This window comes from Pseudomonas sp. R3-41 (genome assembly GCF_054161485.1).
The window spans coordinates 4,072,210-4,090,584 of the sequence record NZ_CP096421.1; the positions used below are offsets into that span (position 1 = coordinate 4,072,210).

The window sequence follows — 18,375 nt, forward strand, 5'->3', positions numbered from 1 at the left end:
AAGTGCGACGAGGTCAACCCCGGCACCTGCGGATTGGGCGCCGCCTCGTCCTGCCAGACGCCCTTGTCGAGGTCGATCACCGGCACCGACGTCTCGCCCAACAGGTGGCGGGTGCTGCCTTGAACCAGGATCGCCGCCGGGGCACTGTCTTGTAGCATGTAGGCAATCCGATCCAGCGGATACGCCGGGTCCAACGGCACATAGCCGCCGCCGGCCTTGAGGATCGCCAGCAAGCCCACCACCATGTCGATGCCGCGCTCGACACAGATCGCCACCCGCGAATCGGGCTGCACGCCCTGCTTGCGCAGGTAATGGGCCAAGCGATTGGCGAGGCCGTTGAGCTCGCGATAATTGAGCTGTTGCCGGCCGTGACGTACCGCCACGGCATCCGGCGTGCGCTGCACCTGTTCCTCGAACAACCCGTGGAGGGTCTGCTCCCGGGGGTATTCGGCCTGGGTGGCATTGAAGTCCACCAACAACCGTCCGCGCTCGGCCGCCGGCACGATCGACAGTTCCCGCAACGCCAGGTCTGGCGTGTGCTCCAACGCGGCCACCAGGCTGTCCAGTGCCGTGTGCATATACCCGCAGACACGCTGGGCTCCCACTTCGGCCACGGCCTGGGCGGTGAGCCGGAAACCTTCGCCCAAGTCGTCCACGTTAAGGCACAACGGATAGTTGGTGCGCTCTTCCATGCTCAGGGTCTGGATGCCGTGCCAGGCCGAGATGGCCGTACCGGATACGGCTTCAACGGCACTGTGGCGATAGTTCAGCAATGTGCTGAACAACGGCAGCGAGGCCGGTACGCCGCTGCAACGCTGCGCCAGGGACAACGAGGCGTGCTCGTGTCCGAGCAAGGCCGACAACCGGCCATGGGTCGCCCTGACTCCGGCGCGGGCGCCTTGGACGCCGACACTGACGCGCAATGGCAGCGTGTTGATGAACATGCCCAGGGCCCGATCGGCCCCGTCACCGCCCTGCATCCGCCCCATCAGCACGGTGCCGAACACGACCTCTTCACGGCCCGAAACCCGCCCGACCACATGCCCCCAGGCCAAATGGACCAGGCTTGCCGCACTCACGCCGAGTTGACGGGCCTGGGTCCGCAGGCGCCGGGCCAGCGTGGCATCCACGTCCTGATGGGCTTCTTCGATGCCGCTGCCGTCGCCCTGCACATCCTGTAGACCGAACGGCAGCGTCGGTTCATCGATATCGCCGAGCATCTCGCGGAAAAACCCTTCGTGCTGCTCACGACTGACCCCAAGCCGCGCCTGGGCCACATGGTTGCGATACGGCACGGCGGGCGAAAGCAAGTGCGCCTGGTCCAAGAGGCTGGCTTGCATCTCATGCACCACGACTTCCAGCGCCGTGTGGTCCAGCGCCATGTGATGGAACAACAGCATGCCGACCCAGCGCTGATTCGCCACGTCCTGGGCATAGGCCAGGCGCATCAACGGAGCCTGGGCGATGTCGAGGCGGTAATGCCGCGGATCGAATCGCCCGTGCAGTTGCTGCACCACATCGCCCCCCGCCGGGTCCACCTCGACCTCTTCCAGGCCCAGGGTCGCGTGGCGCCAGACCACTTGCACCGGTGCCGCCAGACCTTGCCAGACCATGCTGGTACGCAGGATATCGTTACGCGACACCACGCTCTGCAAGGCGTGGGCAAAGGCTTGCAGCCGTTCGCGGGTGTCAAAGCCGAACAGCACCTGCAACACGTAGGGATCGCCCTGCTCCGCGGCGAGGTGGTGGTAGAGAATCCCTTCCTGCAACGGCGCCAGGGCGTAGATGTCTTGCACATTCGCCACGCCACCCGGCACGGTGGCCACGATCCGGTCGATGGCGTCCTGGTCCAGATCGGCCAGGGGCAGCATGTCCGGGGTGATGCGGGTACAGCCATCCGCAATCGTGTTGGCCGGCACCACAATGTCCCTGACGCCGCCAACCGCGGCGGCCAACGCGCTCAACGTCGGTTGCCCGAACAGCACCCGCACATCGGCGGCCAGGTCGACCTGGCGCATGCGCTCGATCAGTTTCACCGCCAACAGCGAATGGCCGCCCAACTCGAAGAAGTTATCGTGACGGCCGACCTGTTCGAGCTTGAGCAAGTCCTGCCAGATGCGGGCGATGGCTGTCTCGACCTCGCCTTGCGGGGCTTCGTATCCACGGCTGATCACGGCCGACTGATCCGGTGCCGGCAAGGCCTTGCGGTCGAGCTTGCCGTTGGTGGTCAGCGGGAACGCCTCGAGGACCATGAAGGCGCTGGGCACCATGTAGTCCGCCAGCGAAACCAGCAACTGCTTGCGCAGGTCGACAGCCGAGAGCGAGGCACTTTGCGCGGCAATCAGGTAAGCCACCAGGCGCTTGTCGCCTGGCTCGTCTTCACGGGCAATCACCACCGCCTCGCTGACCCCTTCGCAGGCCGCCAGCGTCGCTTCGATCTCGCCCAATTCGATACGGAAACCGCGGATCTTCACCTGGTCGTCATTGCGGCCCAGGTACTCGATGCTGCCGTCCGCCAGCCAGCGACCGAGGTCGCCCGTCTTGTACATTCGCGCGTTCGCCTCGGGGCTGAACGGGTTGTCGAGGAAACGCTCGGCGGTCAGTTCGTCACGGTTCAAGTAACCGCGACTGACACCCGCGCCGCCCACGTACATTTCGCCGACCACCCCCACCGGTACCGGCTCGCGCTGGGCGTCGAGCACGTACAGTTGCAGGTCGGGGATGCGTTTGCCGATCGGGCTAACGCCGGCCAACTGGGCGTCAGCCGCTTCAAGGGGGCGATAGGTCACGTGCACCGTCGTTTCGGTGATGCCGTACATGTTCACCAATTGCGTCCCAGCATTGGCGACACGGGCATACCAGGGCTTGAGCATCCCGGTTTCCAACGCTTCACCGCCAAAGATTACCTGGCGCAGGCTGTGGCGCAGCTCGCTTTCGCCCTGGGCCGCGATCAACTGCCGGAAGGCGCTTGGCGTCTGGTTCAGCACGGTCACACCGGCCTCGCACAACAACGCATAACAGTCTTGCGGAGAACGACTGACCAGTTGCGGCACCACCAACAGGCGACCGCCATGGGTCAAGGCGCCCCAGATTTCCCAGACCGAGAAGTCGAAGGCAAAGGAATGAAACAGCGCCCACACGTCCTGCGGGCCAAACTCGAACCACGGTTGGGTCGCCGAAAACAGCCGGGCGACATTGCGGTGCTCGACCATCACGCCCTTGGGCAAGCCAGTCGAACCCGAGGTATAGATCACATAGGCCAGGTGATGGGCGCCCAGGCCAGGCACTTGCGGGTTGGCGACGGATTCGTCCTGCCAGCCGCCGTCATCGAGTTGCAGCACCGGCACCGAGACGCCAGCCAACAACGGGTGCGTAGCGGCTTGGGCCAACAGCGCAACCGGCGTACTGTCACGCAGCATGTAGCCGATGCGTTCCGCCGGATAGGCCGGGTCCACCGGCACATAACCAGCGCCGGACTTCAAGATGCCCAGCAGGCCGACGATCATGTCCAGGCCGCGCTCGACACAGATCGCCACCCGGTCATCCGGACGAATACCCAGCGCCAGCAGGCGATGAGCGACCTGGTTGGCCCGGGCGTTGAGCTCGCCGTAAGTCAGTGCCTGATCCTCGAACATCACCGCCAACGCGTCGGGTTGCGTCGCGACCTGGGCCTCGAACTGGCGATGGATCAGCGCGTCATGGGCATACGTCGCCTCTGTTGTATTCCAGCCTTCGAGCATTGCTCGGCGCTCGGCCGCTGGCAGAATCTTCAACCCGCTCAATGGGGCCAAGGGAGACTGCTCCAGCGCCTGCACCAGGTTCTCCACGACGCATTGCACGTAGCCGCACACACGCTCGGCGCCAATCGGCGCCTGAGCCATGACCGTCAGGTTGAAGCCCTCGCCAAAGTCATCCACCGACAACGTCAGCGGATAATTGGTGCGTTCTTCACCTTCCAAGGGCTGGATACCGTCCCAGGCGGCAATGGCCTCGCTGGAAGCCGTCTGCGCACCGAGGTGGCGATAGTTGAGCAGCGCGCTGAACAGCGGCGCCGGCGCGGCCACCCCACTGCAGCGTTGCGCCAATACCAGCGAGGCATGCTCGTGCCCCAGCAACGCGGTCAAGCGCGCATGGGTCGCCTTGACGGCGGCGCGCACACCGTATGCGCCCAGGCTCACCCGCAGCGGCAAGGTGTTGATGAACATCCCCAGCGCCCGGTCGGCCCCTTCGCCGCCCTGCATGCGCCCCAGCAACACGGTGCCGAAGACCACGTCATCCTGGCCCGAGACCTTGCCCAGCACCTGCGCCCACGCCAGGTGATACAAGCTTGCCGCGCTGACGCCGAGCTGGCGCGCCTGTGTCCGCAGGCGCTCACCCAGCCGGGCATCGACCCGTTGGCGGACTTCCTCGATACCGTGCCCGTCACCTTGCACGTCCTGCAGACCGAAGGGCAGCGTCGGTTCGGTCACATCCCCCAGCATCTCGTGGAAGAAGGCCTCGTGCTCCTCGCGACTAACCCCCAGCCGCGCCTGTGCCACGTAGTTTCGATACGGCACTGATGCCGCCAATTGTTGCCCCCGCCCGGCCATGTGCGCACCTATTTCCGCCGTGAGCATGCCCAGGGAGGTCGCGTCATCGACCATGTGGTGGAACAGCAGCATGCCGACCCAGCGATTGTTCGCCACGTCCTGGGCATAACCGATCCGCATCATCGGCGCCTGGCGAATGTCCAGGCGATGGTGACGCGGATCCAGGTGTTCGCGCAGTTGCTCGGCGATATCCCCCGCCGCCGCGTCCAGGGCAATTTCATCGAGGCCCAGTTGCGCCTCGCGCCAGACCACCTGGACCGGTTCCTCCAGGCCTTCCCAGACCACCCCGGTGCGCAGGATGTCATGCCGGGACACCACGCTTTGCAGGGCCTCGGCGAAAAGGTCCAAGTGAGCGCGGCTGTCGAAAGCGAACAGCACGTATTGCAAATAGGGGTCGCCTTTGGCGGCGGCAAGGTGGTGATACAAGATCCCCTCTTGCAGCGGCGCCAGGGCGTAGATGTCCTGCACATTGCCCACGCCACCCGGCACTGTCGCCACGACGCGGTCGATCTCGTCCTGGCTCAACGCGGCCAGGGGCAACAGGTCCGGCGTGATCCGCGAACAGTCGTCCGGGATCAGGTTGGCCGGCACCTGGACTTCCTGGCTGCCACCCACCGCACTGGCCAGCGCCGCCAGCGTCGGCTGGCCGAACAGCACGCGTACGTCAGCGGCCAGGCCGAGCTGACGCATGCGCTCGATCAATTTCACTGCCAGTAACGAGTGACCACCCATTTCAAAGAAATGATCGTGGCGGCCGACCCGCTCCACGTGTAGCAGGTCCTGCCAGATAGCGGCAATCGCGATCTCGACCTCGCCCTGAGGGGCCTCGTATTCACGGGTCACTACCGACGACTGGTCCGGCACCGGCAAGGCCTTGCGGTCCAGCTTGCCATTGGTGGTCAACGGGAACACCGTCAACATCACGAATGCGTTGGGCACCATGTATTCGGCCAGCGAACCGAGCAATTCATCGCGCAGTTCGGCGGCCGACGGCGACTCGCCCTCCTCGGCAATCACATAGGCCACCAGGCGCTGGTCGCCCGGCGTATCCTGGCGCGCCACCACCACGGCTTCTCGCACACCGTTGCACGCGGCCAACTTGGCTTCGATCTCGCCCAATTCGATACGGAAACCACGGATCTTCACCTGGTCGTCATTGCGGCCCAGGTATTCGATGCTGCCGTCGGCCAACCAGCGGCCAAGGTCGCCCGTCTTGTACATCCGCGCGTTCGCCTCTGGGCTGAACGGGTTATCGAGGAAACGCTCGGCGGTCAGTTCGTCACGGTTCAAGTAACCGCGACTGACACCCGCGCCGCCCACATACATTTCGCCGACCACCCCCACCGGTACCGGCTCGCGCTGGGCGTCGAGCACGTACAGTTGCAGGTCGGGGATGCGCTTGCCGATCGGGCTGACACCGGCCAACTGCGCGTCGGCCGCTTCGAGCGGACGGTACGTCACGTGCACCGTCGTTTCGGTTATGCCGTACATGTTGACCAGTTGCGTCCGGGCATTGGCCTGGCGGGCATACCACGGTTTGAGGATGCCGGTTTCCAGGGCTTCGCCACCGAAGATCACCTGGCGCAGGTGGTGGCTCAGGTCGCTTTCGCCTTGAGCGGCAATCAACTGGCGGAAGGCACTCGGCGTCTGGTTGAGAATGGTCACGCCCGCTTCGCACAACAAGGCATAGCAGTATTGCGGAGAACGACTGACCAGTTGCGGCACTACCAGCAAGCGACCGCCGTGGGTCAAGGCGCCCCAGATTTCCCAGACCGAGAAGTCGAAGGCAAAGGAATGGAACAGCGCCCACACGTCCTGCGGACCAAACTCGAACCACGGTTGGGTCGCCGAAAACAGCCGTGCGACGTTGCGATGCTCGACCATCACGCCCTTGGGCAGGCCGGTGGAACCCGAGGTGTAGATCACGTAGGCCAGGTGGCTGGCGTCCAGGCCCGCCACGTCGGGATTGTGCCGCGGCTGCTGGCTCATTTCGCCGGCATTGGCCGGGTCGAGCAGCAAGGTGGGCACCGGCAATACCGGCAGGCTGTCGCGCCATTGCGGCTGGGTCACCATCGCCACGGGGCCGCTGTCATCCAGCATGTAGGCGATGCGCTCGGGTGGATAAGCCGGGTCCAGCGGTACATAGCCCGCACCGGCCTTGAGGATGCCCAGCAGGCCAACGATCATGTCCAGACCGCGCTCGACACAAATCGCCACGCGGTCATCCGGACGAACACCCTCGGCCACCAGGCAGTGGGCCAGTTGGTTGGCGCGGGCATTGAGCTCGCCGTAGGTCAGTGCCTGGTCTTCATGCACGACGGCCACGGCGTCGGGTTGAGACGCGGCCCAGCCCTCGACTTGCCGATGGATCAGGGCATCGTCGGCATACGCGGCATCGGTGGCGTTCCAGGTTTCCAGCAACTGCCGGCGCTCGGCCGGTGGCAGGATCGCCAAGGCGTGCAGCGGAGTTTGCGGTGCCTGCTCCAGGGCCACGACCAGGTTTTCCAAAGCCACCTGCATGTAATCGCAAATACGTTGCGCACCGATGGCCGTGTCGACCATCGCGGTGAGGAAGAAGCCGTCACCCAGGTCATCGACATTGAGGGTCAACGGATAGTTGGTCCGCTCGTCACCACCCAGTGCGTTGATCCCGCTCCACGCCGACAGGGCGTCCTGGGTCACCTGGACCGCACTGTGGCGGTAGTTGAGCAAGGCGCTGAACAGCGGCGTCGGCGCGACCACGCCACTGCATCGTTGCGCCAGGGCCAGCGACGCATGTTCGTGGCCGAGCAACGCACTCAGTCGCCCATGAGTGGCCTTGACGCCGCTGCGCACGTCCTGGGCGCCCACGTCCACCCGCAACGGCAGGGTGTTGATGAACATGCCCAAGGTACGGTCGGCGCCGTCGCCGCCCTGCATCCGGCCTAGCAGGACCGTACCGAACACCACCTCCTGCTTGCCGGAGACCTTGCCCAACACCTGGGCCCAGGCCAAGTGCACCAGGCTGGCGGCACTCACTCCCAGGTGGCGTGCCTGTGACCGCAGGCGCCGGGACAACGCCAGGTCCACCGACTGGCGGACTTCATCGATGCCCTGCCCCTCACCTTTCACGTCCTGCAAACCAAAGGGCAGCGTCGGCTCGTCGATATCGCCGAGCATGTCGCGGAAGAATGTTTCGTGTTCCTCTTCGCTGGCCCCCAGGCGGGCCTGGGCCACGTAGTTGCGATAAGGCATCGCTGCGCCCAACTGGCCGTCCTCGCCCAGCAGGTGCAGTTGCATCTCGTGCTGCATCACGTCCAGGGCGGTGTGGTCCAGGGCCAGGTGATGGAACAACAAAATCGCGACCCAACGATCCTGGGCCTCGTCCCGTGCGTAAGCCAGGTGCAACAGCGGCGCCCGGCCCAAATCCAGGCGACTGTGCCGCGCATCGAAACGGCTGGCCAGCTGCGTGACAACGTCGCCAGCCGTGGCATCGACAACAATGCACTGCGGTTCCAGCATCACCTGGCGCCAGACCACTTGCACGGGCTCATCCAACCCTTCCCAGACCACGCTGGTGCGCAAGATGTCGTGGCGATCGATCACCACTTGCAGCGCGCCGATGAACGCGTCGAGGCGTTCACGGTTGTCGAAGGCGAACTGGGTTTGCAGCACATAGGGGTCGCCCTGTTCGGCGGCCAAGTGGTGGTACAGAATCCCTTCCTGCAACGGTGCCAGGGGGTAGATGTCCTGCACGTTGCGCGCGCCGCCGGGCACGCTGGCAACGACTTGGTCGATGGCGTCCTGGGACAGATTGACCAGCGGCAACAGCTCGGGGGTGATGCGCTCGCAATCCGAGGGAATCAGGTTCGCCGGCACGCTGACTTCCCTGCCGCTGCCAACCGCCGCGGCCAGCGCGGCCAGGGTCGGCTGGCTGAACAGCACGCGCACGTCGGCACTCAAGCCTGCCTGGCGCATGCGTTCGATCAGCGTCACCGCCAGCAGCGAATGGCCGCCCAGTTCGAAGAAGTGATCGTTACGCCCCACCTGCTCGACCTTGAGTACCTCGGCCCAGATCCGCGCCAACGTCTGCTCCACCTCGCCCTGCGGCGCTTCATATTCGCGAGAGGCATAGGCCTCGGCATCCGGCGCCGGGAGCTCACGGCGATCCAGCTTGCCGTTGGCGGTCAGCGGGAAGGCTGGCAGCACCATGAAGGCGCTGGGCAGCATGTAGTCGGCCAGCACGCTCGACAACTGTTCGCGCAAGTCACGCACCGACAAGGTCACGCCCGGTTCGGCAATCACATAACCGACCAGGCGCTTGGGACCGGCATCGTCTTGCCGCGCCAGCACCACCGCGTCTTTCACACCCGGGCATTGGCCCAAGCGGGCTTCGATCTCGCCCAGTTCGATACGGAAACCACGGATCTTCACCTGGTCGTCGTTACGACCCAGGTAATCCACCGCGCCATCCGCGCGCCAGCGGGCCAGGTCACCGGTGCGGTACAGCAACGCATCGGGATCGGCACTGAACGGGTCGGTGACGAATTTTTCGGCGGTCAGCTCAGGGCGATTCAGATACCCTTTCGCCACGCCGTCGCCGCCGATGTACAACTCGCCGGCCACGCCGATAGGCACCGGTTGTTGATTGGCGTCCAGCACATAGACGCGGGTATTGCCAATCGGACGACCGATGGGAATACCGCCCTCGCCCACCTGCTTGATTTCGTAGGTGGTGGTGAAGGTGGTGGCTTCGGTCGGGCCGTAGCCGTTGAGCAGATGAGCCGGTGCGCCTTCCTTCAGGACGCGGCCGATCACGGCTGGGTCGAGTACATCGCCACCAACGATCAGGTAGCGCAGTTGGGCGAACGCCGTCATCAGCCCGGCGGCGTATTGATGGAACAGGCCGGCGGTCATCCACAGCACGCTGACCGATTGCTCTTGCAGCAAGGCCGCAAAACGTTCTTGCGTCAGCAACACGTCCTGGTCGACCACCACCACGCAACCGCCATTGAGCAACGGCGCCCAGACGTCGAGAGTGCTGGCATCGAACGCCGGATTGGAAGCGAAAGCGACCCGATCCTCAGCGTTGAACCCGGCGTAACCGTTGTTGATCACCAGGCGGTTGATCGCCCGGTGCGGCACCAACACGCCTTTCGGCGTACCGGTGGAACCGGAGGTGTACATGATGTAGGCCGCCGATTCGCTGCTTTGTATCAGCCTCAGGTCGTGATCCGCCTCGTTATCCAGGGCCACGGTGTCCAGGTCCACACGGGCCGTCCCCTCCGGTGCGGTCATCGTGCTCAGCGTCAGAAGCGTCCGGGCACCGCTGTCGCGCACCATGAAGTCCTGCCGTTCCAGCGGTGCGCTGACGTCCAGCGGCACGTAGACCGCGGCGCACTTGAGGACCGCCAGTTGGCTGACCAGCAGCTCGATGGAGCGTTCCAGCACAATCGCTACCCGGTCACCCGGTTGAATTCCCTGGCCAATCAAATGGCGGGTCAGGCAATTGGCCCGGCGGTTCAGCTCGGCGTACGTCAGGCCGTGCCCGTTGTGCACGACCGCCGTTGCCTCCGGACGCGCCTTGGCCTGGGCTTCGAACAGGCCATGGACGGTTCTGTCCTGGGGATAGCTGCGGGTGGTGGCGTTGAAATCCACCAGCAATTGCCGACGCTCGGCCGATGGCAGGATCGACAGGCTGTGCAACGGCGCCTGCGGGGCCTGTTCCAGCGCCTCGACCAGATGCTCCAGAGCGATATTCATGTAGACACATATGCGCTGCGCACCGATTTGCGGCACCGCCAGCGCCGACAAGTGAAAATCTTCGCCCAGGTCGTCCACCGACAAGGTCAGCGGGTAGTTGGTGCGTTCTTCGTTGCTCAGCAGTTGGATGCCGTCCCAAGCCACCAAGGCTTCGCTCGAGGCAACCCCTGCGGCGCCGTGCCGGTAATTGAGCAAGGCGCTGAACAATGGCAGCGGCGCGGCCACGGCGCTGCAACGCTGGGCCAGGGCCAGCGAGGCGTGTTCGTGCCCCAGCAGGCCGGTCAAACGCGCGTGGGTGGCTTTCACCCCGTCACGCACACCTTGGGCCCCAACCCCCACCCGCAACGGCAAGGTGTTGATGAACATGCCCAGTGCCCGGTCAGCGCCGTCGCCGCCCTGCATCCGTCCCATCAGCACGGTGCCAAACACCACGTCCTGTTTGCCGGACACCTGCCCTAGCACCTGCGCCCAGGCCAAGTGATGCAGGCTCGCGGCGCTCACGCCCAACTGCCGTGCCTGGGCCCGCAAACGGCGGCTCAACTCGGCAGGCAGGCTCAGCCCGGCCTCTTCGATATCGCTGCCATCGCCACGGACGTCCAGTAGACCGAACGGCAATGTCGGTTCGTCGACATCACTCAACATGTCACGGAAGAACCCTTCGTGCTCCGCGCGACTCACGCCCAAGCGGGCCTGGGCCACGTAATTGCGGAACGGCACCGCTTCGCCCAACTGCTCGGCCTGGCCCAGCAGGTGCGCCTGCATCTCGTGCTGTACCACTTCCAGCGCCGTGTGATCGAGGGCCATGTGATGGAACAGCAGCATCGCCACCCAGCGCTGATTGGCCGGATCGTGGGCATATGCGATGCGCATCAACGGCGCCTGTTGCATGTCCAGGCGGTAATGCAATGTGTCGAATCGCTCGCGCAACTGCTCGGCGACATCGCCCGCCGCCGCGCTCAGCACCAGTTCCTCCACCGCCAGTTGCGCTTTACGCCAGACCACTTGCACCGGCTCGTCCAGGCCTTCCCAGACCACCGAGGTGCGCAGGATGTCATGGCGGTCGATGACGCCTTGCAGGGCCAGGGCAAACGCCTCCAGCCTCTCGCGATCGGCGACGATGAACGTGGCCTGCAACACATAGGGATCGCCCGTGTGCGCAGCGATGTGGTGATAAAGAATGCCCTCCTGCAACGGCGCCAACGGGTAGATGTCCTGCACGTTGCGCGCACCGCCGGGCACCGTTTCCACGATGCGATCGATGTCCAGCTGGTCCAGCGCCACCAAGGGCAGCATCGACGGCGTGATCCGGGTACATCCCAGCAAAATGCCGTTGTCCGGCACCACGATCTCGCCGCCACTGCCGACCGCGGCGGCCAGTGCGGCGAGGGTTGGTTGGCTGAACAGCACGCGCACGTCCGCCGACAAGCCGAGTTGGCGCATCCGGCCAATCAGGCTGACGGCCAGCAGCGAATGCCCACCCAGTTCGAAGAAATGGTCGTGCCGACCCACGCGCTCGACCTTGAGCAGGTCTTGCCAGAGCTGCGCCAGGGTGGTTTCGACTTCGCCTTGCGGGGCTTCGTAGCCTCGGGTGATCAGCGCGTCGAGGTCTGGTGTCGGCAGGGCCTTGCGATCAAGTTTGCCGTTCGGTGTCAGCGGCAGCGCGTCCAGTCGGACGTAGGCCATGGGTACCATGTAGTCAGGCAGTTGTGTTTGCAGGTACGTGCGCAGGGTTTCGATGTCGACGGCTTCGTCCGGCGAGTGTTGGGTGAAATAGGCCACCAGGCGCTTGTCGCCCGGTATGTCTTCGCGGGCCAGGACTACGGTTTCTTTCAGCGCTTCGTGGCGGGCGAGCTTGGCTTCGATCTCGCCCAACTCGATGCGGAAACCACGGATCTTGACCTGATCGTCGTTGCGGCCCAGGTATTCGATGTTGCCGTCCGGCAGGTAACGGCCCAGGTCGCCGGTCTTGTACAGGCGGGCATTTGGCGTGGCGCTGAACGGGTCCCTGAGGAAACGTTCGGCGGTGAGGTCATCCCGATTGAGATACCCACGGGCTACGCCTGCCCCGCCGATGTAGATTTCACCCGGCACGCCCAGTGGTACCGGTTGCTTGTGTTCATCCAGCAGATAGAACTGCGTATTCGCCACCGGTTTGCCGATGTGCGCGGCAAACCCTTCCTCACGGGCCATCGACACCCAACTCGAATAGGTCGTGGTTTCCGAAGGGCCGTAGAGGTTGCACAGACGCTTGACCTGGGTCTGCTCGAACAACGCTTCCACCAGGCTGCGCTTCAAGGCTTCACCAGCGACGTTGACCGTGTCGACGCCCTCGCCTACACCACCGAACTCCAGCAACGCCTTGAGCGCTGACGGCACGGTGTTGATCAGGGTGATGTCGTGTTCGCCCTGTTGCAGTTCCAGCACATTAGTGACCACGTCGATGCTGCCACCCGAGGTCAGCGGCGCGAAGCACTCGTAGACCGCCAAGTCGAAGTTCAGCGAAGTCGAGAACAAGGTTTTCGACAATATCTTTGAGTCGAACGAACGATGGGCCCAGGTCAGGAAGTTCACCGTATTGCGGTGCTCGATCATCACGCCTTTAGGCAGGCCGGTCGAACCCGAGGTGTAAATCACGTAAGCCAGGTGCGAGGACGTCAGCTCGGCGACCACGGGATTCTGGACGGATTCGTCCTGCCACAAACCGCTGTCGAGATTGATCACGGCTATCGAGGCATCGCTCAACAGCCCAACCGTAGCGTCCTGCGCCAACACCGCTGCTGGCGCACTGTCTTCCAACATGTAGGCAATCCGATCCAACGGATACGCCGGATCCAACGGCACATAACCGCCGCCGGCCTTGAGGATCGCCAGCAGTCCCACCACCATGTCGATGCCACGCTCGACACAGATCGCCACTCGCGAATCCGGCTCCACGCCGTGCTTGCGCAGGTAATGGCCCAGGCGGTTGGCCCGTTCGTTCAACTCGCGGTAGCTCAGGCGCTGCTCGCCACGGATCACCGCGACGGCATCCGGCGTACGCTGCACCTGCTCCTCGAACAACCCATGAATCGTCTGCTGCCGCGGATAGTCAGCCTCGGTGGCGTTGAACGTCACCAACAATTGCTCAAGTTCCGTCGCAGGCAAGATCGACAGACGATACAAGGCTGCCTGGGGCGTCTGTTCCAATGCCTGCACCAGTGTTTCCAGCGCCGTATACATAAAGGCGCAGATCCGTTGCGCGCCGATCTGTGGCGCAACCAGCACGGTCAGGTTGAAACCGTTGCCCAGGTCATCGACGTTCAATGTCAGCGGGTAATTGGTGCGTTCCTCACCGTCCAGTACATGGATCCCATGCCAGGCGTCCAACGCCTGGGTCGAGGCCGTACCCGTGACGCTGTGGCGATAGTTGAGCAAGGCGCTGAACAGCGGCAATGGTGCCGCCACGCTGCTGCAACGTTGCGCCAGTGCCAGCGAGGCATGTTCATGGCCCAGCAGCTCCGTCAACCGTGCATGGGTCGCCTTGACGCCGGCCCGTACGCCTTGCAGGCCGACATCCACGCGCAACGGCAAGGTGTTGATGAACATGCCCAGTGCGCGATCGGCTCCGTCGCCACCTTGCATGCGGCCCATCAGGACCGTACCGAACACTACGTCCTGCTTGCCGGACACCTTGCTCAGCACCTGTGCCCAGGCCAGGTGCACCAGGCTCGCGGCACTGACCCCAAGCTGACGCGCCTGCGCCCGCAGACGCAGGTCAAGCGCGGCATCTATCGGTTGCCTGGCCTCCTCGATGTCGAGGCCATCGTTCTTCACGTCCTGCAGGTCGAAAGGCAAGGTGGGCTCGTCGATATCTCCAAGCATTTCCCGGAAGAACACTTCATGTTCTTCGCGACTCACCCCCAACCGCGCCTGCGCCACATAGTTGCGATACGGCACCGCGTCGCTCAGTTGCCCGGCTTCACCCAACAGGTGTGCCTGCATTTCCTGCTGCACCACCTCCATGGCCGTGTGGTCCAGGGCCATGTGATGGAACAACAGTGTCGCGACCACGCGCTGATTGCTGTCGTCCTGCCCGTAGGCCAGGCGCATCATCGGTGCCTGGGTGACGTCCAGGCGGTGATGCCGTGGGTCGAAGCGCTGGCGCAGTTGCGCCGCGGCATCGCCAGCGGCAGGATCGAGGTCGACCGCTTCCACAGGCAGCTTCGCTTTACGCCAGACCACCTGGACCGGTTCGTCCAGGCCCTCCCAGACCACGCTGGTGCGCAAGATGTCGTGTCGATCGATCACCACTTGCAAGGCCTGGATGAACGCATCGAGGCGTTCACGGTTATCGAAGGCGAACTGGGTCTGCAACACGTACGGGTCGCCCTGTTTGGCAGCCAGATGGTGATAGAGGATGCCTTCCTGCAACGGTGCCAGCGGGTAAATGTCCTGCACGTTGGGTGCGCCGCCAGGCACGCTCGCGATGAGTCGGTCCAGGGTTTGCTGGGGCAGGCTAAGCAGCGGCAAGAGGTCGGGGGTGATGCGCTCGCAGCCCAGGGGAATCAGGTTCCCAGGGACACTGACTTCCTTGCCACTGCCGATGGCCGCCGCCAGTGCGGCCAGGGTTGGTTGGCTGAACAGCACACGCACGTCGGCGCTCAAGCCAGCTTGACGCATGCGCTCGATCAGCGTGACCGCCAGCAGCGAGTGGCCACCCAGTTCGAAGAAATGGTCGTGGCGACCCACCTGCCCAACCTTGAGCACTTCGGACCAGAGCTGCGCCAGTGTCTGTTCGATCTCGCCCAAGGGGGCTTCGTATTCGCGACTGGCATAGGCCTCGACGTCTGGAGCCGGCAGCGCACGGCGATCCAGCTTGCCATTGGCGGTCAGCGGGAAGGACGCCAACAACACAAACGCACTGGGTACCATGTACTCGGCCAGGGCTGCTGCCAGCTCAGCGCGCAGTTCCTGCGCTGACAAGCTGACACCTTCGTCGGCTACCACATAACCCACCAGGCGCTTTGCCCCCGGCTCGTCCTGTCGCGCCAGCACTACCGCGTCTTTCACGCCGGCGCACTGGCCAAGGCGAGCTTCAATTTCGCCCAATTCGATACGGAAACCGCGGATCTTCACCTGGTCGTCGTTACGCCCCAGGTAATCCACCGTGCCATCGGCGCGCCAACGCGCCAGGTCGCCAGTGCGGTACAGCAGGGTTCCTGGATCGGCATTGAATGGGTCGCTGACAAACTTCTCGGCGGTCAGCTCGGGGCGGTTCAGGTAGCCTTTCGCGACGCCGTCGCCACCGATGTACAACTCGCCCACCACGCCAATGGGCACTGGCTGCTGGTTGGCGTCCAGCACGTAGACGCGGGCGTTGCCAACAGGACGGCCAATCGGGATAGCCCCTTCGCCCACTGTTTCGATTTCATGGGTGGTGGTAAAGGTGGTGCCTTCGGTCGGGCCGTAACCATTGAGCAGATGAACCGGCGCGCCCTCCTCCAAGACGCGGCTGATCACCGCCGGATCCAGCACATCGCCGCCGACGATCAGGTAACGCAGCTGCGCGAACACAGCCATAAGGCCAGCAGCGTATTGATGGAACAGACCGGCCGTCATCCACAACACGCTGACCGACTGCTCGGCCAATAGCGCGGCAAAACGTTCCTGGGACAGCAACACCTCCTGCTCGACCACCACCACGCAACCGCCGTTGAGCAACGGCGCCCAGACGTCCAGGGTACTGGCGTCGAAGGCCGGGTTGGAGGCGAAGGCGACCCGGTCCCGGGCGTTGAAATCGGCATAGCCGTTGTTGATCACCAACCGATTGATCGCCCGGTGCGGCACCAGCACGCCTTTGGGGGTACCGGTGGAACCCGAGGTGTACATGATGTAGGCGACCGATTCGGCGTTCTGCATCAAGTTCAAGTCATCAGCGGCTGCGCCAGTCAGGTCCAGCGTATCCAGGTCCACGCGCGCGGTGTCCCCAGGCGTGGCCTGGGTGCTCAGGGTCAGCAGGACCCGCGCCCCGCTGTCCTGCGCCATGAAATGCTGACGTTCCAGGGGGGCACTGACGTCCAGCGGTACGTAGGCAGCGGCGCACTTGAGGATCGCCAACTGGCTGACCAGCAGCTCTATCGAACGCCCCAGAAGGACCGCTACCCGATCACCCGGCTGCACCCCAAGGCCGACCAGATACCGGGCCAGGCGGTTAGCCCGGTCATTCAACTCTGCGTAGGTCAGGCTGTATTCGTCATGCACCGCCGCCAGTGCCTGCGGGCGGGCCTGGGCCTGGGCCTCGAACAGGCCATGAACGGTCCTGTCCCGGGGATAGCGGCGAGTGGTGGCGTTGAAATCCACTAGCAATTGCCGACGTTTGTCCTTCGGCAGGATATCGAGTCGACACAGCGGTAACTCCGGCGTTTGCTCCAGTGCCTGGACCAGGCTTTCAAGCGCCATCAGCATGTAGTCGCCCGTGCGCTGCGCGCCGATCTCGGCCAAGGCCAGTACGCTCAGGCTGAAGCCTTCGCCCAAGTCGTCCACTGACAAAGTCAACGGGTAGTTGGTGCCCTCGGCACCGCCCAGCACATGCAGCCCTTCCCAAGCGGCAAAAGCCTCGGTGGTAGGCGCTTGCGCAGTGCCGCTGTGCCGGTAATTGAGCAATGAACCAAACAGCGGAGCCGGCGCTGGCACACCGCTGCAACGCTGGGCCAGGGCCAACGATGCATGCTCATGCCCGAGCAAAGCCGTCAGGCTCGCGTGGGTCGCTCTCACCCCCTCGCGCACATCCTGCCCGGTCAGTTTCACCCGCAGCGGCAGCGTATTGATGAACATGCCCAGCGCGCGGCCGGCACCGTCACCACCCTGCATTCGCCCCATCAGCACGGTGCCGAACACCACATCCTGCCGGCCGCAAACCCCGCCCACCACCCGCGCCCAGGCCAAGTGGTGCAGGCTGGCCGCACTGACACCCAACTGACGGGCCTGTATGCGCAAGCGACGGCTCAACGAGGCCTCGACCGGCAGGTGCGCTTCCTCGATCACCGGTTCACGTTCGGGGACCTCGGCAAAACCCAGTGGCAGCGTCGGTTCATCAACGTCGGCCAACATGTCGCGGAAAAACGTCTCATGGGATTCAGGGCCCTCGCCCAGCCGGACCTGTGCCACGTAGTTACGATACGGCACAGCGGCGGGCAGCCCCTCGGACTTTCCGAGCAGGAACGCCTGCATCTCATGCTGCACCAGCTCCAGTGCCGCATGGTCCAGCGCCATGTGGTGGAACAACAGGATCGCCACCCAGCGTGCGTTGACCGGGTCCTGCGCACAGACCAGGCGCATCAGCGGCGCTCGTCCCACGTCCAGGCGGTGATGCCGGGTGTCGAAGCGCTGTTGCAGTTGCCAGACAATGTCGCCATCGGCAGGATCAAGCGCGAGTGGTTCCAGCGCCAACTGCGCTTTGTGCCAGACGACTTGCAGCGGTTCGTCGAGCCCTTCCCATACCACCGAGGTGCGCAGGATGTCATGGCGGTCGATCACCCCTTGCAGCGCCTGGGTAAAGTCATCCAGCCGCGTGCGTTGATCCGCGCCGAACAAGGCTTGCAACACATAGGGATCGCCCTGTTCTGCGACGAGGTGATGGTAAAAAATGCCTTCCTGAAGCGGTGCCAGGGGGTAGATGTCCTGCACATTGCCGGCCCCACCAGGCACGCCGTCGACAATCCGGTCGATTTCCTCCTGCGTGAGGCTGACCAGCGGCAGCATGTCCGGAGTGATACGGAATGCCGGACTCAGCCAGTCGCCACCATTTCTCTCCACCAGGTCGAGCAATTCATGCTTATGGACAATGAGGCTGTCCCACAGCGCGTTGTCCAGTCCTTCGTCGTCGCCCAGGATCACAAGGTTGTCGTCGTCCTGTTGGAGACGGATCGGGTGCTGGGACAGAGCTGTCATCAATTCGCTGAATTGCATCGAAGGACCTGCTTTTCTAGTTCGGAGTGGTTGACGATAAAAACGTGTTTTTCAGGTACGGCGCGGCGCCTGGACGGCGGTTGGGCCGACCTCGGCG

1 protein-coding gene (only partly in view) is annotated in these 18,375 nt (G+C 64.2%); it reads right to left on the reverse strand.

All coding sequences use genetic code 11. The annotated features are described in order from the left end of the window. On the reverse strand, window positions 1–18,278 hold the 5' portion of the coding sequence (locus M1D99_RS17770) for a non-ribosomal peptide synthase/polyketide synthase (protein WP_458130527.1). It extends 12,658 nt beyond the left edge of the window; only the first 18,278 of its 30,936 coding nucleotides appear in the window; its start codon is at window positions 18,276–18,278; its stop codon lies off the left edge, out of view. Between the last annotated feature and the right edge of the window lie 97 nt (window positions 18,279–18,375).